This is a genomic window from Acinetobacter sp. ANC 7912, from assembly GCF_039862785.1.
Classification (GTDB): Bacteria; Pseudomonadota; Gammaproteobacteria; order Pseudomonadales; family Moraxellaceae; genus Acinetobacter; species Acinetobacter thermotolerans.
This window is the reverse complement of record NZ_CP156795.1, coordinates 1-21,496: the sequence shown is the minus strand read 5'-3', so window position 1 is coordinate 21,496 and position 21,496 is coordinate 1. Positions and strand designations below refer to the sequence as shown.

18 protein-coding genes are annotated in these 21,496 nt (G+C 44.6%); 8 read left to right on the top strand and 10 right to left on the bottom strand.

Features of this window, described 5'->3' with window-relative positions:
• The first annotated feature begins 82 nt into the window (after window positions 1-82).
• The 6 genes from ABEF84_RS00090 to ABEF84_RS00065 all read left to right on the top strand — a co-directional run bounded on the left by ABEF84_RS00090 (window position 83) and on the right by ABEF84_RS00065 (window position 6,376).
• The gene (locus ABEF84_RS00090) at window positions 83-592 is read left to right on the top strand and encodes a hypothetical protein (protein WP_347453343.1); all 510 of its coding nucleotides are present in this window, start codon (window positions 83-85) and stop codon (window positions 590-592) included.
• A 1,077-nt stretch (window positions 593-1,669) separates the two neighbouring features.
• A complete protein-coding gene (grpE, locus tag ABEF84_RS00085; RefSeq protein ID WP_034581805.1) occupies window positions 1,670-2,233 on the top strand; it encodes a nucleotide exchange factor GrpE in 564 nt (187 codons plus the stop codon).
• A 119-nt stretch (window positions 2,234-2,352) separates the two neighbouring features.
• A complete protein-coding gene (gene dnaK / locus ABEF84_RS00080) occupies window positions 2,353-4,299 on the top strand; it encodes a molecular chaperone DnaK (RefSeq protein WP_034581808.1) in 1,947 nt (648 codons plus the stop codon).
• A 166-nt stretch (window positions 4,300-4,465) separates the two neighbouring features.
• Window positions 4,466-4,861, top strand: coding sequence for a hypothetical protein (locus ABEF84_RS00075; protein ID WP_227504106.1), 396 nt, complete (start codon window positions 4,466-4,468; stop codon window positions 4,859-4,861).
• A 118-nt stretch (window positions 4,862-4,979) separates the two neighbouring features.
• Window positions 4,980-5,891, top strand: a complete 912-nt coding sequence (locus tag ABEF84_RS00070) for a matrixin family metalloprotease (RefSeq protein ID WP_034581811.1) — start codon at window positions 4,980-4,982, stop codon at window positions 5,889-5,891.
• Between the two features lie 107 nt (window positions 5,892-5,998).
• Window positions 5,999-6,376, top strand: a complete 378-nt coding sequence (locus tag ABEF84_RS00065; RefSeq protein WP_171077632.1) for a hypothetical protein — start codon at window positions 5,999-6,001, stop codon at window positions 6,374-6,376.
• Window positions 6,377-6,453: 77 nt separating this feature from the next.
• On the opposite strand, the gene erpA is transcribed toward ABEF84_RS00065, so the two are convergent.
• The 4 genes from erpA to ABEF84_RS00045 all read right to left on the bottom strand — a co-directional run bounded on the left by erpA (window position 6,454) and on the right by ABEF84_RS00045 (window position 10,383).
• Window positions 6,454-6,789, bottom strand: coding sequence for an iron-sulfur cluster insertion protein ErpA (erpA, locus tag ABEF84_RS00060; RefSeq protein WP_034581818.1), 336 nt, complete (start codon window positions 6,787-6,789; stop codon window positions 6,454-6,456).
• A gap of 116 nt (window positions 6,790-6,905) precedes the next feature.
• On the bottom strand, window positions 6,906-7,919 hold the full coding sequence (locus ABEF84_RS00055; protein ID WP_034581820.1) for a putative solute-binding protein: 1,014 nt from the start codon (window positions 7,917-7,919) through the stop codon (window positions 6,906-6,908).
• A 192-nt stretch (window positions 7,920-8,111) separates the two neighbouring features.
• The gene (locus ABEF84_RS00050; protein WP_034581823.1) at window positions 8,112-9,122 is read right to left on the bottom strand and encodes a putative solute-binding protein; all 1,011 of its coding nucleotides are present in this window, start codon (window positions 9,120-9,122) and stop codon (window positions 8,112-8,114) included.
• A gap of 256 nt (window positions 9,123-9,378) precedes the next feature.
• Entirely contained in the window at window positions 9,379-10,383 is a 1,005-nt protein-coding gene (locus ABEF84_RS00045) for a putative solute-binding protein (protein ID WP_034581825.1), read from the bottom strand.
• 227 nt (window positions 10,384-10,610) lie between these two features.
• Between ABEF84_RS00045 and abc-f the strand changes: the two genes are divergently transcribed.
• A complete protein-coding gene (gene abc-f, locus ABEF84_RS00040; protein WP_034581828.1) occupies window positions 10,611-12,551 on the top strand; it encodes a ribosomal protection-like ABC-F family protein in 1,941 nt (646 codons plus the stop codon).
• A 283-nt stretch (window positions 12,552-12,834) separates the two neighbouring features.
• Window positions 12,835-13,998, top strand: a complete 1,164-nt coding sequence (locus ABEF84_RS00035) for a zinc-dependent alcohol dehydrogenase (protein ID WP_347456051.1) — start codon at window positions 12,835-12,837, stop codon at window positions 13,996-13,998.
• Window positions 13,999-14,269: 271 nt separating this feature from the next.
• Here ABEF84_RS00035 and ABEF84_RS00030 read toward each other — a convergent pair whose 3' ends face one another.
• The 6 genes from ABEF84_RS00030 to dnaA all read right to left on the bottom strand — a co-directional run bounded on the left by ABEF84_RS00030 (window position 14,270) and on the right by dnaA (window position 21,496).
• The gene (locus tag ABEF84_RS00030; protein WP_152598503.1) at window positions 14,270-14,449 is read right to left on the bottom strand and encodes a hypothetical protein; all 180 of its coding nucleotides are present in this window, start codon (window positions 14,447-14,449) and stop codon (window positions 14,270-14,272) included.
• 254 nt (window positions 14,450-14,703) lie between these two features.
• Window positions 14,704-15,051 (bottom strand): hypothetical protein, encoded by a 348-nt coding sequence (locus ABEF84_RS00025; protein WP_034581834.1) that lies wholly within the window; start codon window positions 15,049-15,051, stop codon window positions 14,704-14,706.
• Window positions 15,052-15,241: 190 nt separating this feature from the next.
• A complete protein-coding gene (gyrB, locus tag ABEF84_RS00020) occupies window positions 15,242-17,710 on the bottom strand; it encodes a DNA topoisomerase (ATP-hydrolyzing) subunit B (RefSeq protein ID WP_034581836.1) in 2,469 nt (822 codons plus the stop codon).
• Window positions 17,711-17,753: 43 nt separating this feature from the next.
• Window positions 17,754-18,836, bottom strand: coding sequence for a DNA replication/repair protein RecF (gene recF, locus ABEF84_RS00015; protein WP_347453339.1), 1,083 nt, complete (start codon window positions 18,834-18,836; stop codon window positions 17,754-17,756).
• Between the two features lie 23 nt (window positions 18,837-18,859).
• Window positions 18,860-20,008: a DNA polymerase III subunit beta gene (gene dnaN / locus ABEF84_RS00010; protein WP_034581839.1), complete on the bottom strand. Its 1,149-nt coding sequence runs from the start codon at window positions 20,006-20,008 to the stop codon at window positions 18,860-18,862.
• A gap of 111 nt (window positions 20,009-20,119) precedes the next feature.
• Window positions 20,120-21,496, bottom strand: a complete 1,377-nt coding sequence (gene dnaA / locus ABEF84_RS00005; RefSeq protein WP_034581841.1) for a chromosomal replication initiator protein DnaA — start codon at window positions 21,494-21,496, stop codon at window positions 20,120-20,122.

Here is a 21,496-nt window from a genome sequence, read left to right as displayed (position 1 = left end):
TTTAACCCTGCTGTCATTGACCATTTCCCCTGCGGTGCTGTCATGTTTTGCAGAGTAAGTCTGAATCAAGGAGTGCTGAGCTATGGCTGGAAAACTGATCTTCGTATCCATTGCGACAAGCTTACTAGCTGTAGGTTGTGTCGCATTCCCTGATGATGGCTATTATGACGGACGTTATGATCAGCGGGGCTATGATTACCGCTATGATCGTGACCCTCGTTATAACAACCGTTATGAACGACAGCGCTGGGAAGAACAGCAACGGCGTTTACAGTTAGAACGTCGTCGTACCGAACTGGAACGTCAGCGTCTGGAGCAACAGCGTCGCCAACTGAATAACCAGCGTCGCAAACAGGCAGAATTAGACCGGAAACGCCAGCTGGAACGTCAACGCCTGGAACAGCAACGCAAACAGCAGCTAAACAGACAGACACAGCTCAACCGGGCTGAAGCGGAGCGTAAAAAACGTGCCCAACAGCAGGCTGATGCCCGTCGTCGCGCGACTGCCGAACAACAGCGCCGCAAAGCAGATCAAAACCGGAAGCAGCCGAACAAACGCTGGGAGGAACAGCGCCGGAAAAATGATAAATAATGCAGTTCAGTTGAAATGAACTTGTCCCATACTTTCCCAAGCCCGTCCGCGGGCTTTTTTTTATGGGTGAAATTTCAGGAAATAGTTTTTAAAGCTATAAACGGAATAAAACCCTTGAAGTATTTATCCTCAAGGGTTTTATAGGGGGTTGTGTTTAAACGTACATCCTGACGTTTATGTGCTTCCCAGCAAGTTTTAAGAACATCCTGTTCTCGATAGGTTCATAGTAGAAAATTTTTAAGTTGTAACCAAGTCGCGATTGCCAGGTCTGTGTGTAGGATTTTGCTTACAGCAAGAGTGCTAAATGATTGAATATAAATATTCATATTAAATTTCAGTAAATTTTAGGCAAAAAAAAGGCTTATCTAGAGAGGATAAGCCGGAAAAACACATTTCAAAAAAAGAAGAAACTACAGCGATAGAATCTGAAGTGAATATTAAGCAGTTGGCGATTTTTTGTGAAATACTTTATTGCTCAGTCATTAATCGTTTTTATGTCTAAAAAATAAACAGCATAAAATTTTGGGCAAAAAAAAAGCTGAGCCTTGGGAACTCAGCAAGAAGGGTAAAGCAAAAAATCTGTAACAGTCACCTAATCCGACTCTCTCCACTGAATCAGGTCACTGTTGATGACGCTATGATGCGACTTTTATTTAAATATTTAAAACGGATAAATTTTATTGTTTTGATCTAAAAATACGATTTATTCATTATATGATTGAAATCATTCTATTTAATAAAAATATTGTTTTTAAAATTAGGGCTTTTAGAAGAAGAAAAAGCTCTTTCTGTTCAGTCTGTTAAACTCGTTATAGCTCTTCATTGTGAAAAACAGGCTTTTTATTCCTTATTACATTGCTGTTTTATCTATATAAATGAAAGTCTAAACAAAAATAGCCCTAACTTTTTCAGCAATTCTTAAAATTTATATGGAATTGCGCTTGAATTTTGCGACCCCGCCCCGACTTCTTTAAGTAATTTAGAATTTTACAACCATGGCAGTTCAGCAGTAACGCAGTGAACTCTGACGCCCAAGGACTGTACATGTTTAAGAACCCATTTAAACGGAGTAAATCAATGGCAACTGAGCAGAACGAAAAAGCTCAAGAACTTGAGCAAGAGCAAGCGAACCCAGAAACAGCGCAAACTCAAGCCGAAACTGAGCAAACTGAAACTGAACAAGCCGAAGTTACCGTTGAATCTTTACAGGCACAGATCGAAAAACTTGAAGCGGATCTAAAACTGGAAAAAGCCCGTACTGCCAATGCGGTGTACGAAGCACAAAAAAGTGTAGAACGCATTCAACGTGAAGCTGAAAAACACAAAGAAGCTGTTCTAGAAAAGTTTGCCAAAGAGCTGCTGGACACCGTGGATAACCTCGAGCGTGCGCTGGCAGCTGTAGGTGAAGAAAAAACTCCATTTTCTGAAGGTGTGGAACTGACCCTGAAAGGCCTGCTTACTACTTTAGAAAAGTTCGGTGTGGTAGCGGTGGATACAGCAAGTGGTTTCAATGCAGACCTGCATCAGGCCGTTGGTATTGATCCCAATGCCAAAGCCAATGAAATTGGCAATGTATTGCAAAAAGGTTACAGCTTAAATGGCCGTTTACTTCGCCCTGCAATGGTGATGGTTGGCGCTTAAGCCTAATAAATTCGGGAGTTTGTGAAATTTTTTCAAAAAATTTACTTGAAAAAAATTGAACGGCTCTCATATCGGATAACAAGTGTAAAGCACAACAAAATTTTTGAGGAAACGTCCAAATGGCTAAAATCATTGGTATTGACTTAGGTACTACAAACTCATGTGTTGCAGTACTTGAAGGCGACAAAGTAAAAGTAATCGAAAACGCTGAAGGCGCTCGTACAACTCCATCAATCATTGCATACAAAGATGGCGAGATTCTTGTTGGTCAATCAGCAAAACGCCAAGCGGTAACTAACCCTAAAAACACATTATTCGCGATCAAACGTCTGATCGGCCGTCGTTACGAAGACCAAGCGGTACAAAAAGATATCGGTATCGCACCATTCAAAATCATCAAAGCTGACAATGGTGATGCTTGGGTTGAAGTCAACGACAAAAAACTGGCTCCACAACAAATCTCTGCAGAAGTTCTGAAAAAAATGAAGAAAACTGCAGAAGACTACCTAGGCGAAACAGTCACTGAAGCTGTTGTAACCGTTCCTGCATACTTCAACGATGCGCAACGTCAAGCAACCAAAGACGCTGGTAAAATTGCCGGTCTGGACGTTAAACGTATCATCAACGAACCAACTGCTGCGGCACTTGCGTTCGGTATGGACAAGAAAGAAGGCGACCGTAAAGTTGCGGTATATGACCTGGGTGGTGGTACTTTCGACGTGTCTATCATCGAGATTGCTGACCTTGATGGTGACCAACAGATCGAAGTACTGTCTACTAACGGTGACACCTTCCTGGGTGGTGAAGATTTCGATAACGCACTGATCGATTACCTGGTTGAAGAGTTCAAAAAAGAACAGAACGTTAACCTGAAAAACGATCCACTAGCGTTACAACGTCTGAAAGAAGCAGCAGAAAAAGCGAAAATCGAGCTTTCTTCTTCTAACGCAACTGAAATCAACCTGCCATACATCACCGCAGATGCGACTGGTCCTAAACACCTAGTGATCAACGTGACTCGTGCAAAACTAGAAGGTCTAGTAGCTGACCTGGTTGCTCGTACCATAGAGCCATGTAAAGTTGCGCTGAAAGATGCTGGCCTGTCGACTTCTGATATTTCTGACGTAATCCTGGTGGGTGGTCAGACTCGTATGCCACTTGTACAACAAAAAGTACAAGAATTCTTCGGTAAAGAGCCACGTAAAGACGTGAACCCTGACGAAGCTGTGGCAATGGGTGCTGCGATCCAAGGTGCAGTACTGTCTGGTGACAAGAACGACGTTCTTCTGCTTGACGTAACTCCGCTGACTCTGGGTATTGAAACTATGGGCGGTGTGTTGACTCCAATCATCGAGAAAAACACTACCATCCCTGCGAAAAAATCTCAGGTGTTCTCTACAGCTGCGGATAACCAGCCTGCAGTAGACATTTCAGTGTACCAAGGTGAACGTAAGATCGCTCAACAAAACAAACTGTTGGGTAACTTCCAGTTAGGTGACATCCCACCTGCTCCACGTGGTGTGCCACAAATTGAAGTATCTTTCGACATCAACGCTGACGGTATCCTGAAAGTATCTGCAAAAGACAAGAGCACTGGTAAAGAGCAATCAATCCAGATCAAAGCAAACTCTGGTTTGAGCGATGCTGAAATCGAAGCCATGATCCGTGATGCTGAAGCAAATGCTGAAGAAGACCGTAAGTTCGAAGAACTGGCTAAAGCACGTAACGAAGCTGATGCGTTGATCGCTTCTGCAAACAAAGCAGTAAAAGATCTGGGCGAGCAAGTGACTGCTGACGAAAAAACTGCCGTAGAAACTGCGGTAAGCGAGCTTGAAGCTGCAACTAAAGAAAATGATGTTGAAGCAATCAAAGCGAAAACTGAAGCACTGCAAAACGTGATTATGCCGATCACTCAACGTGCTTACGAAGCAGCTCAAGGCCAAGGCGGTGCGCAAGGTTTTGATCCAAACGCATTCCAAGGGGGTGATGCTGCTGGTCAACAACAAAAAGCGGACGACGGCGTTGTAGATGCCGAGTTCACTGAAGTAAAAGATGACAAAAAATAATTTGTCACTTTGAGAAAAAGACCGCATTTGATGCGGTCTTTTTTTTGCTCACTTCATAGGCAATAGACGGATTTTTAATTAAACTATAATGAAATAAATCACTTAAAAATAAGAAATGATGCAGAATTTTATCAAGCTTTTTCTTTTAGCTTCCGGGCTTGCCATCATGCTGCTCTACCCGATGGGTAACTTGTTGCTGATCATCCCACCGAATGTGGTACTGGCGCCTTTTAATTACCTGCAGAGCTTGGGGATTGAAGCCCCTTTCTCTCTCGGCTTCCTGATTGCCATGATTATGCTACTGATTTTAGCCATACCACAGCGCTACCCTTACGGAAAAGGCTTTATCATTTTGGGGATCGGTTTACTGAGCTATATTGTTTTCCAGATCTTTAAGTCTGAAATCACCCTGTATGCCTTCAATCACCAAACCAAGCATTCCTACAATCTGAAATATCTCATTGAATTTATCATTTTCCTGCTGAATGGTGTGGGCCTAGCTTTTATCTACCATTCCAATATGCCAAAGCAAATTGAACAGTGGAAAGGTAAAAAATCCTAGCCGAAACGAATAATAGAACCGTGCAAACGCACGGTTTTTTATATCCAATTTTTGCAAGACTAGGATTTTGCCTGTTTTTTCGCTACATTGAACCTAACAATATTTAAAACAATACGCTATGCGACTTCTTTATCTGCTGATGGGACTCATACTGTTGGTGGCAGGTTTTCTGCATCTGCAGACCCAGTCTCATCCGCAGCTAAAATTTAATTCCCTGACCGATCGTCTTACCCACCCTTTCGATTCCCGCCTGCGCTTTCGGGTCGATCAGGTGGATCCTGGTTTTGATCTCAGTCGTGAAGAAGTGATCCAACTATCTAAAGAAGCAGTCGAGATCTGGCATCATGGCACCGGTCGTAAAGACCTGATGGTTTATGATGAAAATGCCAAACTGGCGATCAAGCTGATCTATGACCAGCGTCAGCAGGAATACAATGCGCTCAAGCAAACCACGCAAAAACTGCTACAGGACGAGGCACAATATCAACGTCAGGCAGAAAACCTAAGTAGCTCTAAACAGTATATTGATCAGCAACATCAGCGTTTAGCCCAGCAGCGCATCCAGCTAGAAGCAGAATTACAGCAGTTACTGCAACAGCGTAATCAGCCAGGATTATCGGCTTATGAACAGCAGCAGCTACACCAGCAGTTTGAAGCATTTCAACAACGCGCGGAGCAGTTCCAGCATGAGGCGAACTATTTGCAACAGCAGCAGCTGGCTTTCAACAATCAGGTCTCGAGCTATCAGAGCAATGTGAAACAGCATGAGAACAATATTACCCTGGCTCAACAGCGTTTCCCGCCACGTGAATTCCATAAAGGTGTGTTCAAGGGCGATGAAATCCATGTCTATCAGTTTGATGCCAAGGATGATTTGCGTCTGACCCTGGCACATGAGCTGGGGCACGCCCTAGGATTACTGCATCATAATGACCCGGAAGCGCTGATGTATCCGGTACTTGGCCAACAGAAACTGAAAAATTTTGAATTGCGCCCAGCAGATAAAACCTTGCTGTATACACGCAAGTAAAGATAGCTTTAAACCCCTATAATTTTTACGACTTTATTGTCTGTAAATCGTCCACACCAGCGTATTTCATGTTATTGTGATGGGCTCAACATCCACCTGAACCCCGTATGGAGATCGGCATGAGTTATTACCATATCCTGATTGAAGTAAACGACCATATCAGCACGATTGATGAAACTCGTGATATTGAAATCTTTGATATTGTGGAACTTCAGCCTTATCTACACTCCATCCTGATTCCGTATTTCAATGAGCAGCTGATTGAACTGGAAGATGAAAATATCGCCTTTGAGGATATTCTGCATCTGGAAGTGAAACAGACCCTGTTACCGATCAATGACCTAATTGACGAAGAACAGAAACTGCTGCCAAGCGATACCGATATCACCATCACTGCGTATGAGATCTTCAATAACCGGGAGCTCAGCCAGGATGTCACCACTGTGATTTTTGACCTGCTGGAAGCAATCAAGCTCGAAGCTTAAAGCAAAAAATACCTGCAAATAAAAAAGTCCTCAAATGAGGACTTTTTTCTGTTTATGGTCTTGTTACTCAGACCATCTTAGATCGAGAAGGAAGAACCACATCCACAAGTGGTGGTTGCATTCGGGTTTTGCACCACGAATCGAGAGCCTTCCAGACCTTCAACATAATCCACGGTAGAGCCAACCAGATACTGATAGCTCAGTGAATCCACCAGCATCTTCACGTCACCGTTGACGAATTCTGCATCATCTTCATTCTGGCTTTCTGCAAAATTAAAGCCATAAGAGAAACCTGAACAGCCGCCCCCAGTCACATAGACACGCAGCATAAGATCTTGATTGCCTTCACTTTCACGCAATTGGCGTACTTTATTGGCAGCATTGTCAGTCAGCACAAGTGCTTGAGCATTCATGATGGATTCCTCTGTTCGGTTCGGGCATCTTTAAAAAGAAAAGACCATATTTCAAGTATAGCATACTCAATATATGGTCAGTCTTTGTAAATTAAAGCTTAATCAGAGTAAATTTATCAGGATTGCTTATAATTTTCATCCTGCAGTGCGCACTCGAAGTTTTTCGGATCCTGTTTACAACGGAACTGCCACAGCAGCTTCATCATGCGTTTGTCATAAATGCCGCGCTTGGTCAGGTCGATACGAGCCTCACGCATCATCTTCTGATAGCCCGGTTTGTCTGCAGCAGGAATATCCATCCAGTATTTCTTCGGAATATCCGCTTTCATCTTGCCCAGAATACCAAAGGCACGTGGCAGTTCACCTTTCACCCATTCCCGTGATTTCTGGCCGAAACCTGCCGGGAACTTGTCTGGACGGATAATAATATTGCCCGTCACCTGCAGGATCGGATAGTTCACAATGGCACCTTTGGTACCCAAACCTTTATGCAGTTCCAGTGGCTTAAATACCGCTGCGGGTGCGCCAATGATATCCACCTGACCATTGTTAAACTTGGCACCAAAGTTAGTCACATCTGCACTGACTGCCTGAGCACCGACCTGCTGTACCATGATTTTCTGCGCTTCATCATAGTCTAGAACAGCAATTTTCTTACCGGCTGCTTTGGCTACCGTATTGATGCTACGGTCATTGACCAAAAGGAATGCATCACCGACTGGAATCACACCTACCACTTCATATTTGCCTTGCACCATGTGCTTGGCAAAAGTTGGACTTGCCAGGCCTTGCATGACTTTGACAGCCAGGTTCAGGTCAGGAATAGCCCCGATCGCATCCAGTGAACCGGTGAAGTTATTAAACTGGCGACCACGCATTCCGGTGACGCTGATCCCATCACATTTACCGGCTTTAAAATCTTCCGCAACCACTGCTTCGTTGGTATTGACACGTAATTCAATGTCGGCACCCCAGTTTTTTGCAGCCAGCTGGTAATCCTTCATGACGGCATAAACATCACCATTTTTACCGACCAGGTCAAACACACAAATGACCTGTTTGGCTTGTGCTGCCCCTGAAGCAGCTGTAATACCTGCACCGAGTGCCAGTGCCTTTAACCAAGTTTTCATACCCTTATTCCTTTCAAGCATTGTTTTTGTTCTTCCCATAATTGCTGCATATCATTGTTTTTATGAGAAAGACGATAGCAGAATTGAATTTTATTCTAAGCCTTTTCCAGATCCAGACAATGACTCAACTGCCTGCACATACAGAAAAAAAAGCCTAGAGTTTTTCCAGGCTTTTTTCTTTTAAAAATCAGGTTATTCACCAGATAGCGAACACTCAAAGTTTGCCTTGTCGACCGAACAGCGGGCACGTTTCAGGACGCTCATCATCGAAGCATCGTAGATCCCGCGCTTGGTCATATCCATACGACCGTCACGTAGCATCTTCTGATACTTCAGCTTGTCTTCAGCATCTAGATTCAGACGGTATTTACCCGGAATCCCTGCCTCCAGACGGTTAATCATACTGATGGCTTTTGGCAGGTTCTTCACAAACCAGTCACGCGATTTCTGGCCAAAACCAGCCGGGAAACTTTCAGGACGGATCACAAAGTCTGAAGTCACATACAGCACCGGGAAGTTAAACATGGCACCATTGCTACCCAAGCCTTTATAGATTTCCAGCGGCTTGTAAGCATAGGCTGGTGCACCAACCATATCGACCTGGCCATTGTTAAACTTCGCCACGAAGTTAGACACGTCCGAAATCACCGCTTGCGCACCTACGCGCTGCACCATGATTTTCTGGGCATCGTCATAACCCAATACTGCGAACTTCTTACCCGCTGCTTTTTCAATGGAATTGATGTTTTTGTCACGAACAAAAATATAGGCTGAACCGAGTGGTGAAATGCCTGCGACTTCATATTTCTTGCCACCGAGCGTAGATACCATTTTGTTCGCATTACGTTTGTCTAGGGCAAAAGTAATCGCACGCTGGGCAATCGCATTGCTTGGAGCACCACCGAGAGCATCAATTGAACCGGCAAACTTGTTGTACTGACGTGCACGCATCGCGGTCATAAACACGCCGTCACATTTACCGGCTTTGAAGTCATTATCCGCTACTGCTTCATCCTGGCGGGCAATCAGATTGACCTCTGCGCCCCAGGATTTTGCCGCCAGAGCCCATTCCTGCGCCATTTGATACGACTCACCGGATTTGCCCAGCAGGTCAAAAACACAGACATCGACCTTTTGTGCCTGTGCGGTGCTGGCAAAACCCAAAGCAGAAAATGCGGCCAAGCTGAGAAGTGTTTTTTTCATTGTAATAATCCTTGCAATCTCTTGTTTTTCGATGGAGTTTCCATACTTGTGTGACAAATATTAGCAAGTTTATTTAAAAAAAATAGAGCTTTTACTCAAATTGAATCAGATCAGTTGGCCCTTATTACCAAAATATGTCCCTTATTCACATCCACACCTTTAAAAAGTATTTATTTATCAATTTTTTAAGGATATATCTACTGAGTAAAAAACTTACATTTTTTTAAATGGAAATTACAAAGCAATACAACTCGGCTTATTCCCCACCTAAAGAACACTCGAAATTGGTTCGTTCTACGGTACAACGTGCGCGTTTTAATACCCGCATCATTTCAGGATCATAGATACCCTGATTGGTCAGATCAATGCGGCCATCACGCAAAATACTCTGATAATCCTTATAGTCATCCTTATTCAGATGCATCAGATATTTGGCTGGAATTTCAGCTTCCATGCGTTTTACATTAGCAATGGTTTTCGGCAATTGTTTCACAAACCAGCTACGTGACTGCTCGGCAAATTTAGCCGGGAATTTATTCGGCCGAATAATCAGGTCGGCAGTGACATTCACCACCGGAAACTTGATCATAGCCCCTTTACTTCCGAGTCCTTTATAGATTTCCAGCGGTTTAAAGGCATAGGCAGGCGATGCCACGATATCCACCTCACCCTGATTAAAACGGCGGATAAAATTGGAAATTTCAGACATCACCGGTACCGCTTCAATACGATCCACCATAATTTTCTGGGCAAGATCATAATGCAGAATGGCAAATTTCTTGTTTTTCGCATGTTCCAGCTTGTTCATGGCGCGGTCGCGTACAAAAATGTAAGCAGTACCAATTTGTACAATTCCAGCCACTTCATATTTATCTTTGCCGATTTCAGTCACCAGGCGTTTGGCATTACGTGGATGCAGCACATAACTAATCGCTTTCTGGGCAATATCATTATTCGGCACCCCGCCTATGGCATCCACTGAACCGGCAAATTTATTGTAGGCACGGGCGCGCATTGAAGTCATAAACAGCCCGTCACATTTACCCGCCTTAAAATCCTGATCGACCTTGGCTTCATCCTGATAGGCGATCAGTTGAACATCAGTGCCCCACTGCTTGCTGGCCAGCTGCCATTCTTCCAGCAACTTATAAGATTCCCCAGATTTTCCCAGCAGATCAAACACACAAATATCGACTTTGGCCTGACTCAAGCTGGACGCCAGCATGGTCAATGCAGCGCAGAATAAAGTTCCTTTTTTCATTTTGCTTTACCCAATTTATTTTTTTCATTCTTAATCTTGTGCTTATTTTTACAAATAAGCTTGGTAAGTCCTTGAAGTCATTTCTATTTAAACACAAATTACTGCAGATAAATCACATAACCTGATGAAGTGCAGATTCGCAGGAATTCTCGTGCAAGATTTTTCTATTTTTCGGCTGATTCCTTTAGAATAGCGCCATTCTCATTTGTCAGATCTCAGTAGTTTCCATGATTCAGTTAGACCAGTTAACCATACGTCGCGGTGGACGCATCCTTTTTCAGAAAGCCACCATGCAATTGCATCCGGGATGGAAGATTGGCCTGACCGGTGTCAATGGTGCCGGTAAATCTACATTATTCGCAGCGCTGTTGGGTGGCATAGAATCCGATAGCGGTACGCTGACCCGGCCAGCCGTCTGGACCGTGGCACATATGGCACAGGAAATCAAAGCGCTAAACATGAAAGCGATTGATTTTGTACTGTCTGGTGATGAGGAATACTGGGATATTCAGCATAAACTTGAGCATCCGGAACAACTCGAGGATACAGAACTGGCACGCCTGTATGGCCGTTTTGATGAAATTTCCGGTTATGCTGCTCCGTCTAAAGCTGCTCAACTGATGGCTGGCCTCGGCTTTATGGAACACCAGAATGAGTTGGATGTCGCGAGCTTTTCTGGTGGCTGGCGGATGCGCCTGAATCTGGCCCGTACCCTAATGAGTCGTTCTGATCTATTGCTGCTAGATGAACCGACCAACCACTTGGACTTGGATGCCATCCTGTGGCTGGAGGACTGGCTCAAAGCCTATGAAGGCACACTGGTGCTGATTTCACATGACCGTGATTTCCTTGATGCCATTACCGACCATATCCTGCATATCGAGAATCAGGAACTGACCCTATATACCGGCAACTATTCGACTTTTGAACGCACCCGCAGTGAACGTCTGGCGCAACAGCAACAGGCTTATGAAAAACAGCTAGAAGTCCGTGCCCATCTGCAAAAATTCATTGACCGCTTTAAAGCCAAAGCGACCAAGGCTAAACAGGCACAAAGCCGGATCAAGCAACTGGAACGCATGCAGGAACTCTCAGTCGCACATGTCGATACCCCATTTACCTTCAGCTTCCGTGAACCGACCAAAATGAGTTCACCACTGCTGCGACTTGAACATGCAGATGTTGGTTATGGGGACAAGGCCATTGTGAAGAATGTCACCCTGCAAATCACCCCAAACAGCCGTATTGGTCTGCTGGGGATGAATGGTGCGGGTAAATCCACGTTAATTAAATCTCTGGTCCGAGATTTGCCACTGCTGAATGGTGTGCGTAAAGAATCAGAACTGCTGAATATCGGTTATTTCGCCCAGCATCAGATGGATGCCTTGGATGGCAATGCCAGCCCGATGTTGCAACTGAGCCGGATTGCTGATCCGAAAATTAGTGAAGCCACTTTACGTTCATTCTTGGGCAGTTTCGGCTTTAGCGGCGAGCGCATGGATACACCAAGTGAAAGTTTCTCCGGTGGTGAACGTGCCCGACTGGCACTGGCACTGATTGTATGGCAGCGTCCAAATGTTCTGATTCTAGACGAACCAACCAACCACTTGGACTTGGATATGCGTCATGCCTTGACTATGGCACTGCAAGACTTTGAAGGTGCAGTGGTGCTGGTGTCGCACGAACGTCAGCTGATTTCCAGTGTTTGTGATGAACTTTTACTAGTTCATAACGGCAAATGTACTGAATTTGATGGTGATTTGGCTGCTTATGCTGACTGGCTGCGTCAGGCGCGTGCTGAGTTATTTAAAAGTATCCAGAAAACTGTAGAAACAGCCAAACCACAAGTGGAAACCAAACCTGCACCAGCGAAAGTGGATAAGGAAGCGCAACGTAAGGAAGCTGCGCGTCAGCGTGAGCAGACCCGTCCAATCCGCAAAAACATTGAAAAATGTGAAAGTCAGATTGAAAAGCTGCAACCACGGCTGGCAGAAATTGAAGAACTGCTCGCTGACAGTTCCCTATATGATGCTTCACGTAAGGATGAGTTATTGAAACTCATGAATGAGCAGACTGAACTAAAAGCCAAGCTGGAAGCCGCAGAAGAACAGATGCTAGAACTGATGATGCAATTGGAAGAAATGGAACAGTCTTTCCAGAACAGCTAATACTTCATATAAGTTTGAATCTATAGAGATCAGTGGTTTTCGCCACTGATCTTTTTTTTTACTTCTCCGTTTTTCTCTTTTTTTAAATAGCGGGTTCAACAGATACATCATCCTTAATTACGTAACGCTTATATAAGTTTATTTTTTAAACAGTTGGGTTCCTTATTTCATACATTAATTTACAGCGCTATGCAGCGGGCTGCGGCTCTAATAAAAGGGCATTTTTATTTTTCAGCAGCCTTTGACGAGTCTGTGTAAATGGTGAACTAGAGAGGAAATCCACATGCGTGCTCTAACCTATCATGGTGCCCGAGATGTACGAGTTGAAACTGTTCCCGATCCCGTAATTCAGGAAGCAGATGATGTTATTTTACGCGTGACCGCCACGGCCATCTGTGGCTCAGATCTACACCTATATCGTGGCAAAATTCCCGCTACTGAGGAAGGTGATATTTTTGGTCATGAATTCATGGGTATTGTTGAAGAAGTCGGGCCGGCCGTCACAGAAGTAAAAAAAGGCGACCGGGTAATTATTCCCTTTGTGATTGCCTGCGGTCACTGCTTCTTCTGCGAACATCAGCTCACCGCTGCTTGTGAAAATACCAACACCGGACGTGGCGCTATTATCAACAAAAAACAGATTCCGCCGGGTGCTGCCCTATTCGGCTATAGCCATCTTTATGGCGGCGTGCCAGGTGGCCAGGCTGAATATGTGCGTGTTCCCAAAGGCAATATCGGTCCATTTAAGGTGCCAGGTTCTCTACCCGATGAAAAAGTACTGTTCCTGACCGATATCCTGCCGACTGCCTGGCAAGCGGTAACCAATGCTCAGGTCACTCGTGGCTCAACTGTCGCCATTTATGGAGCCGGCCCAGTGGGTTTATTGTCAACTGCCTGTGCACGTATGCTTGGTGCTGAACAGATTTTTATGGTTGATCATCACCCTTACCGTCTGCGTTTTGCCTATCAGACCTATGGTGTGATTCCGGTGAATTTTGATGAAGTTGATGCCGCAGAATACATTATTGAACATACTCCTGGACATCGCGGTGTGGATGCGGTGATTGATGCGATTGGTTTCGAAGCCAAAGGCAGTATGCTGGAAACGGTGATGACCAACCTGAAAATTGAGGGTTCCAGCGGTTATGCCCTGCGTCAATGTATCGCAGCGGTACGCCGAGGTGGTGTCGTTAGCGTACCAGGTGTCTATGCCGGTCCGATCCATGGCTTCCTGTTTGGCGATGCCTTTGATAAAGGCCTGACTTTTAAAATGGGCCAAACCCATGTACACAAATTCCTGCCAGAATTGCTGGAACATGTGGAAAATGGCAACCTTTCTCCTGAAGTGATCATTACCCACCGTATGAACCTGTCTGATGCTGCCGAAGGCTACCGGATTTTTGATAAGCGTGAAGAAGATTGCCGCAAGGTGATTTTGACTCCCTAAATGATTTTTAAACAAAAAAGCGCCGTTAGGCGCTTTTTTTATTTAGATCATTTCATAAATCATTTTTACTGTTTATTAGAAGAAAAAAAATTAAATCCCCTGCTCTCTATCCCTCTCAACCCTCTAAATCTTCACATTGGGAATGAAATCAAGAAATGAATCAGTGAGTAAAAAATAGAAATCAAAAGTAAAAAAACACGAATTCCATGATTTTAGAATAAAAATGAAAGTTCACTTGATTATTAAATAAATTATGTAGTTTGGCTACATATTAATTTTTCAAGCTTAAATATGTTCCACGCAGATTATTTAATAAAACTACAATAGCAATATAAGTCACTGTTTTTATAAATATTTCTTTTGTTTCTTCTGTAAAACACCCAGTAAATGGTGAAAAACTGACTGTTGCTGGCAATTTCCTAATCGCAGCAGAAATAGAACTCCAGCGCATCTTTTAAATTCAAAATAGTATTTTAAATTTAAAAATACTTATCCACAATACAGAAAATTAAATTTGAATTTAGAAAGTACAAAAAACTTAGCTACCGAAGAGGTTGTGGATAAATATTATCTTATTCACATAAATAAATATGGATAACTTTGTAGTTATCCACACTATTGATCAGGATTCAAACGAATACACAAACCTTACTATTCACATATTATTTTAATTATTCAGCTTCCATTTATTAAGCCTTTGAATGATCAGGATTTGAGAAATCTCAGTTCGACAATCTTCCATTCATCACCCAAACGCCAGATTTCCTGAATACGCTGCTTGTTGCCTTCTATCTCAATCAGGATACGACATTCGGTCTGGTCTTCATTGTATTCAAATTCTTCGTATTCCACTTCAGGTTTATGCGGTTTCCACACCCCATTCTCAACTGCATGGGCAATCCGGTCATAACGCAAATAACTACTTTCCACACGGCCTTCCTGTTCAAACACCACCTTAAAGTCTTCATGCTCATAATGGCGCAGCACATCATAGTCGCCACGATAGAAGGCATTGGCCCAAATCTCACGTATTTCTTCAAGTTGGCTGTCCATGGATAAACCTCTTTTAGGTCGGTTTGGCCCTGCACTGCAGGCAGATTTCCTGAGTTTAAACTCAACTGATCAGACACCCAAAATCCTGTGCTGATTTAGAATTATGCTAAATAGTTCATATGACATTAGCATAAAATTTGTACAAAAAAAGCACCCCGAAAGGTGCTTTTTTAAATAGGTTATGTATCAGTTATGCATCAATATCCGCATTCAAGGCATTTTCTTCAATGAAGGCACGACGTGGTTCCACATCATCACCCATCAGGCAAGAGAACATACGATCCGCTTCGATTGCATCCTGTACAGTGACCTGCAACATGTTACGGTTTTCAGGGTCCATGGTGGTTTCCCACAACTGGTCGGCGTTCATCTCACCCAGACCTTTATAACGCTGGATCATCATGCCGCGACGTGAGTCTTGCAGGATGTTTTGCCATACGTCATGGAAGCTATTGACCAGGATTTTACGCTCGCCTTTTTGCAGATAAGCACCTTCTTCAAGCAGAGTAAACCAGCTCTTCGAGTTCTTCAGCAAACGTGCATATTCACTTGAACCCAGCAGGCCAGCATCAAGCAGATAAGCATGTGGTAGGTTATGCACGTAAATCGTGATACGCGGCATATATGTAGTGCTCTTAGTGCCGTCCGCTTCTTCTTTCTCGAAGGTTTCAATGCTCAGCTCAGGACGCAGGCTTGGTTGTTTGTCCTCAATATGCTGACGCAGCTGCATAGCCCAGTTTTCTACATAGTCCAGATCAGTCGCCTGATCCAGCTTGAAGGCTTCAATCGCTAACAAGCCATCCAGCAGGGTTGCAGGATAACGTAGTGTTAAACGGTGCAGGCTCTTTTGTGAAGTCTGGTAATCCGCAATCACATTGGCTAGTGCTTCACCACGAATCGCTGGCGCATCGGCACTGACATGCAGTTCCAACTCATCAATCGCATTGGAAATCAGGAAAGTTTCCAGTGCATCATTATCCTTGATGTACTGTTCCTGTTTGCCTTTTTTCAGCTTGTACAATGGCGGCTGAGCGATATAGATATGACCACGCTCCACCAGCTCCGGCATTTGACGGAAGAAGAAGGTCAGTAACAGCGTACGGATGTGCGAACCGTCCACGTCGGCATCGGTCATGATGATGATTTTGTGATAACGCAGCTTGTCCGGATTATATTCTTCACGACCAATACCACAGCCAAGTGCAGTAATTAACGTACCAACTTCGGCAGATGAAATCATCTTGTCGAAGCGTGCGCGTTCCACGTTTAGAATCTTACCTTTCAGTGGCAGAATCGCCTGCATCTTACGGTTACGGCCCTGTTTTGCAGAACCGCCCGCAGAGTCACCTTCGACCAGGTACAGTTCAGACAATGCTGGATCTTTTTCCTGACAGTCTGCCAGCTTGCCTGGAAGACCTGCGATATCCAGTGCACTCTTACGACGGGTCATTTCACGTGCTTTACGCGCCGCATCACGGGCACGTGCTGCATCAATGATTTTGCCAGCAATTGATTTTGCCGCTTGTGGATTTTCCAGCAAATATTCCGCGAAAGCCTTGTTCATGGCTTGCTCAACTGCAGGCTTCACTTCACTCGACACCAGTTTTTCTTTGGTCTGTGAAGAGAACTTCGGATCCGGTACTTTTACAGATACGATCGCGGTCAGACCTTCACGGGCATCATCACCAGAAACGCTCACCTTCTCTTTCTTGAGCAGGTTTTCGCTTTCCATGTAATTGTTCAAACCACGGGTCAATGCAGCACGGAAACCAGCTAAATGCGTACCACCATCTTTTTGCGGAATGTTATTGGTAAAGCAGCGTACATTTTCCTGATAAGAATCATTCCACTGCAATGCCACTTCGACACCAATACCATTTTCAGCCTGTGTAGTGAAATGGAAAATGTCATTCAAATGGGTCTTGCCTTGATTGATATATTTTACAAACTCAGACAGACCACCTTCGTAGTCATACACATATTCAGCATTGATACGCTCATCACGCAATACAATACGAACACCAGCATTCAGGAAAGACAGTTCACGTAAACGACGCGCCAGAATATCGACATTGAAAATCGTCTGGCTAAAAGTTTCCGCACTTGGCCAAAAACGTACACGGGTACCAGTACGGTCGGTATCACCGATCACTTTTAACGGATACTGTGGATCGCCATGACGGTATTCCTGCTGGTGAATATGACCAGCACGGTGAATGGTCAGTTCAAGTTTTTCTGATAGCGCGTTTACAACAGAAACACCTACGCCATGCAGACCACCTGAAACCTTATAACTGTTGTCATCAAATTTACCACCGGCATGCAGAATGGTCAGGATCACTTCTGCCGCAGATACCCCTTCCTCAGGATGGATATCGGTTGGAATACCACGGCCATTATCTGAAACAGAAACAGATTCATCTTCATGGATAGTCACGATAATTTCATCACAGTGACCTGCCAGCGCCTCGTCAATCGAGTTATCGACCACTTCGAAAACCATGTGGTGTAAGCCGGTACCGTCATCTGTATCACCAATGTACATGCCCGGACGCTTACGCACTGCGTCTAAACCACGTAATACCTTGATGCTAGAGGAATCATAAGCCTTTTCAATGGTTTGTTCTGGTTGAGAAGCAGCTTGATCTTCTGAACTCATGGTTTCTCCCTAGTGAAAAATAGGTCTATCCAAAGATGGAAAATTATTGCACGACAACTTGAACAGTACCGTTTTCAACATTGAATAACTGATATGAGATAGACAAATCATGTAAGTGCTTTTGTACTGATTCGTGGTCTAAAGTGGTAATAAAAACTTGACTACCAAGTTGGCTCAATCGCTCAATTAAACGTTGTTGTGCGGTTAAATCTAATTCTGCTGTCAGATCATCTAATAATACCACAGTTTCCTTATTACAAGAATGTAGCATTGCAATTTGCGACAGTTTTAATGCGGTCAGCAACAGCTTTTTCTGACCGCGTGACAGGATTACATCAGCATCCCCTAAAAGGGTTTTCAGGCGCAGATCGGCACGGTGTGGACCATACTCGGTATAACGCCGCTCACAGTCTCGCTCATGATGATTGGTCAGGTCATTTAAGAGGCCTGTGTCACTATGAAACCCCGGACTGTATTCCAAGCTAATGTCCAAATCTGGCAGTAAATACTTTAAATCTTCAGCAAAAAATGGTTGCCACTGTTCCACGATACCCATGCGCTGTGAATGTAGAATTTCGCCATATTGGCTCAACATCTGGTTCCACGGTTCCAGCTCGGACAGAGTCAAATAACGTTTGGATTTAAGCAGACTGTTCCGCTGTTTCAGCGCACGCGAATAATATTGCCAGGCATGATAAAATTCTGGTTCCACGTGGAACATCAACCAGTCCAGTAACTGTCGGCGTGGTTTGGCTCCATGATCGATAATATCGGTACTTTGTGGGTCAATCAGTTGCAGAGGGAGTAGCTTGGCTAATTGCCCCTGCGTCGCGACCAGATCACCATTGACCTTAATGACCTGCTCACCACTAGCAAGCTTCTGCATACCAACTTTTTCAGTCTCGGATTGAGCAAATACGATGGCGTCCGATGCACCATTTTGGATGTAATTTTTTGGAATATGAGTACGGAAGGAACGGCCGGTTGCCAGCAAATGAATTGCCTCCAAGACTGAAGTCTTGCCTGAACCATTCTGTCCATAGAAAACATTAAACGGTTGCAATCCATGGAGTGCAACCGTTTTCAAGTTTCGTACACGTTCAATATGTAAACGCGTGATATGCATAGAAAGCGCCTGTATGCCGCTGCTTAGACACGCATTGGCATCACAACATAAACCTGTTCAGGATGTGCAGGATCCTGTACCAATACTGACTGGTTCGCTTCAGTCATGCTCATCGATACATCTTCACCGTCCAGTACAGACAGTACATCCAGCAAATACTGCGCATTGAATGACATTTCCATTGGCGCATCAGAATACTGGATCGCTAAATCTTCAATCGCTTCATCCTGCTCTGGGTTATTCGCACGAAGTTGCAAAGAATCCGCATTAAAGTTCAGGAATACGCCACGCAGCTTTTCATTACTCAGGATCGCTACACGTTGCAGCGATTGCTTGAACACATCATGCGCGATGCGTACATGCTTGTCTCCACCACGCGGAATTACACGGCGATAATCAGGGAATTTACCGTCAATCAGCTTAGTGGTGAAACGAACCGTAGTATCGCCCTGCTCTTTGTCACGGCTTGGTACGGTAATTGTCACATTCAGGAATTCACGGCCAATAAGCAGAGATAACTGGTCATCTTCAACACTGAGCAGACGCTGTAATTCACCCACGGCTTTACGTGGAACAATCGCCTGAATCGGCTGAGTTGCAGTCGATTGTGCAGCTGTTTCACAAAGCGCCAGACGGTGACCGTCAGTGGTCACGGCACGCAATTGGTTCGCATCAATTTCTAATAAAGTCCCTGTCAGGTAGAAACGTACATCCTGCACTGCCATCGCGAAAGCTGTCTTTTCAAACAGGCGTTTCAGTTCACGCTGAGTGACTGTTACTTGTGTGCCCTGGCTGTTTTCAGTCGACAATAATGGATAATCTTCAGCTGGCAAAGTCCCTAGCACAAAACGGCTGTTACCTGACTTTAGAATACAGCGCTGGTCTTCAGTGATTTGCAGGTCAATCAATGCTGCAGAAGGCAGAGATTTACAAATATCAATCAGCTTACGCGCTGGTACAGTGGTTTCACCCGCTTGCAGGCACGCACCTTCATTCAAAGGTGTACTGGCTACCAGCTCAACTTCCAAATCGGAACCGGTGACCGTTAATGCTTGAGTTGTCACTTGAATTTTCAGGTTAGATAGAATGTTTAAGGTATGGCGACGTTCAACCGCTCCTACGACATGTGATAGAACATTCAGTAAGCTCTCTTTCGCGATTTTTAAACGCACGGTACATTCCTCTGAAAACTGAAGATTAATATAGGGAAAAGTTAATTTTTTAGCATTGTACTATGCGGCAAAATATGCCGCATAGCAAGAGCAGAATTTGAGCGTTTTGGGTCAGCTTTGCAGCAGTCGTTGCAAGTTTTTGTAGTCTTCGTTGAAGATTGGGTCTTCCTCACGCAGACTCTGCACTTTTTCACAGGCATGCATCACGGTACTGTGGTCACGACCACCAAATGCCATGCCAATTTCAGGGAAACTGTCGCCGGTCAGTTCACGTGCCAGACCCATTGCAAGCTGACGCGGACGTGCATAGATACGAGTACGTTTTGGACCCACCAGTTCTTTTAGTGGAATACGGAAATATTCACTCACCACACGTTGGATATTTTCGGTACTGATGGTACGGGCACGAATTGCCAGCACATCTTTCAAAGACTCACGCACAACATCGAGATCAATTGGTGTGCCTTTAAAGCGGGAAATTGCTACCACTTTATTCAGTGCACCTTCAAGCTCACGCACATTGGCCACCACCTGCTGGGCAATAAATAGCGCACAGTTACGTGGCAGATCGACGCCATTGCTTTCGGCTTTTTTAAGTAAAATTTCAATACGGGTTTCAATATCGGGCGGTTCCACACCAACCGATAAGCCCCAAGAGAAACGTGAAACCAGACGTGGATCCAGTTCGGTCAGTTCTTTCGGATAACGATCTGAAGTCAGGATAATCTGCTTCGATTCATCCAGCAGCGCATTAAAGGTATAGAAGAACTCGACCAGACTGGCCTCTTTACCCGCCAACAAGTGAATATCATCGACCAGCAACAGATCCAGAGAACGGCAATTTTTCTTGAACTCCTCTACTTTGCCCTGCTGCAGCGAACTGACAAAGTCCTGTACAAAGCTTTCTGCGGTCATATACATCACACGGGCATTTGGCTTGGCCTGCAATAATGCATTACCAACGGCCTGCATCAAGTGGGTTTTACCCAGACCAGTCGGGCCATACAGGAACAGCGGGTTATGTTGTGACGCACCGAGCTGAGTCAGTACCTTACGGCAGGTTTCTGCCGCCATCTGGTTGGAACGGCCTTCAACAAACAATGCAAAGGTAAACAAGGGATTCAGTTGACGCTTGCGACTATTGCGCGTGGTTTCTTCTTTCTCTTTTTTCGGACGTGGTGCTGGTGCAGGCGTGCTTTCCAATGCAGCAGTCGTGGTTGCTGGCTGCTCACTCGCAGATAGAATTGCACCTGGACGTGAATCGACCAGAATTTCCACTTTACGGATACGACCTTCAGAAAGTTGCTCAGCTAGAATGGTAATGAGCTCTAGATGATGTTCCTGAATGTAACGCGTCCAATAAGGGTTGGGTGCATACAGACGCAGGGTATCGTCCAGCTCTTCTGCAACCAGTGGGCGTATCCACATTGTAAAGACATTTCCAGAGAGCTCTTGTCGCAAGCGATTTAAGCAGTCTGTCCAAAGCAT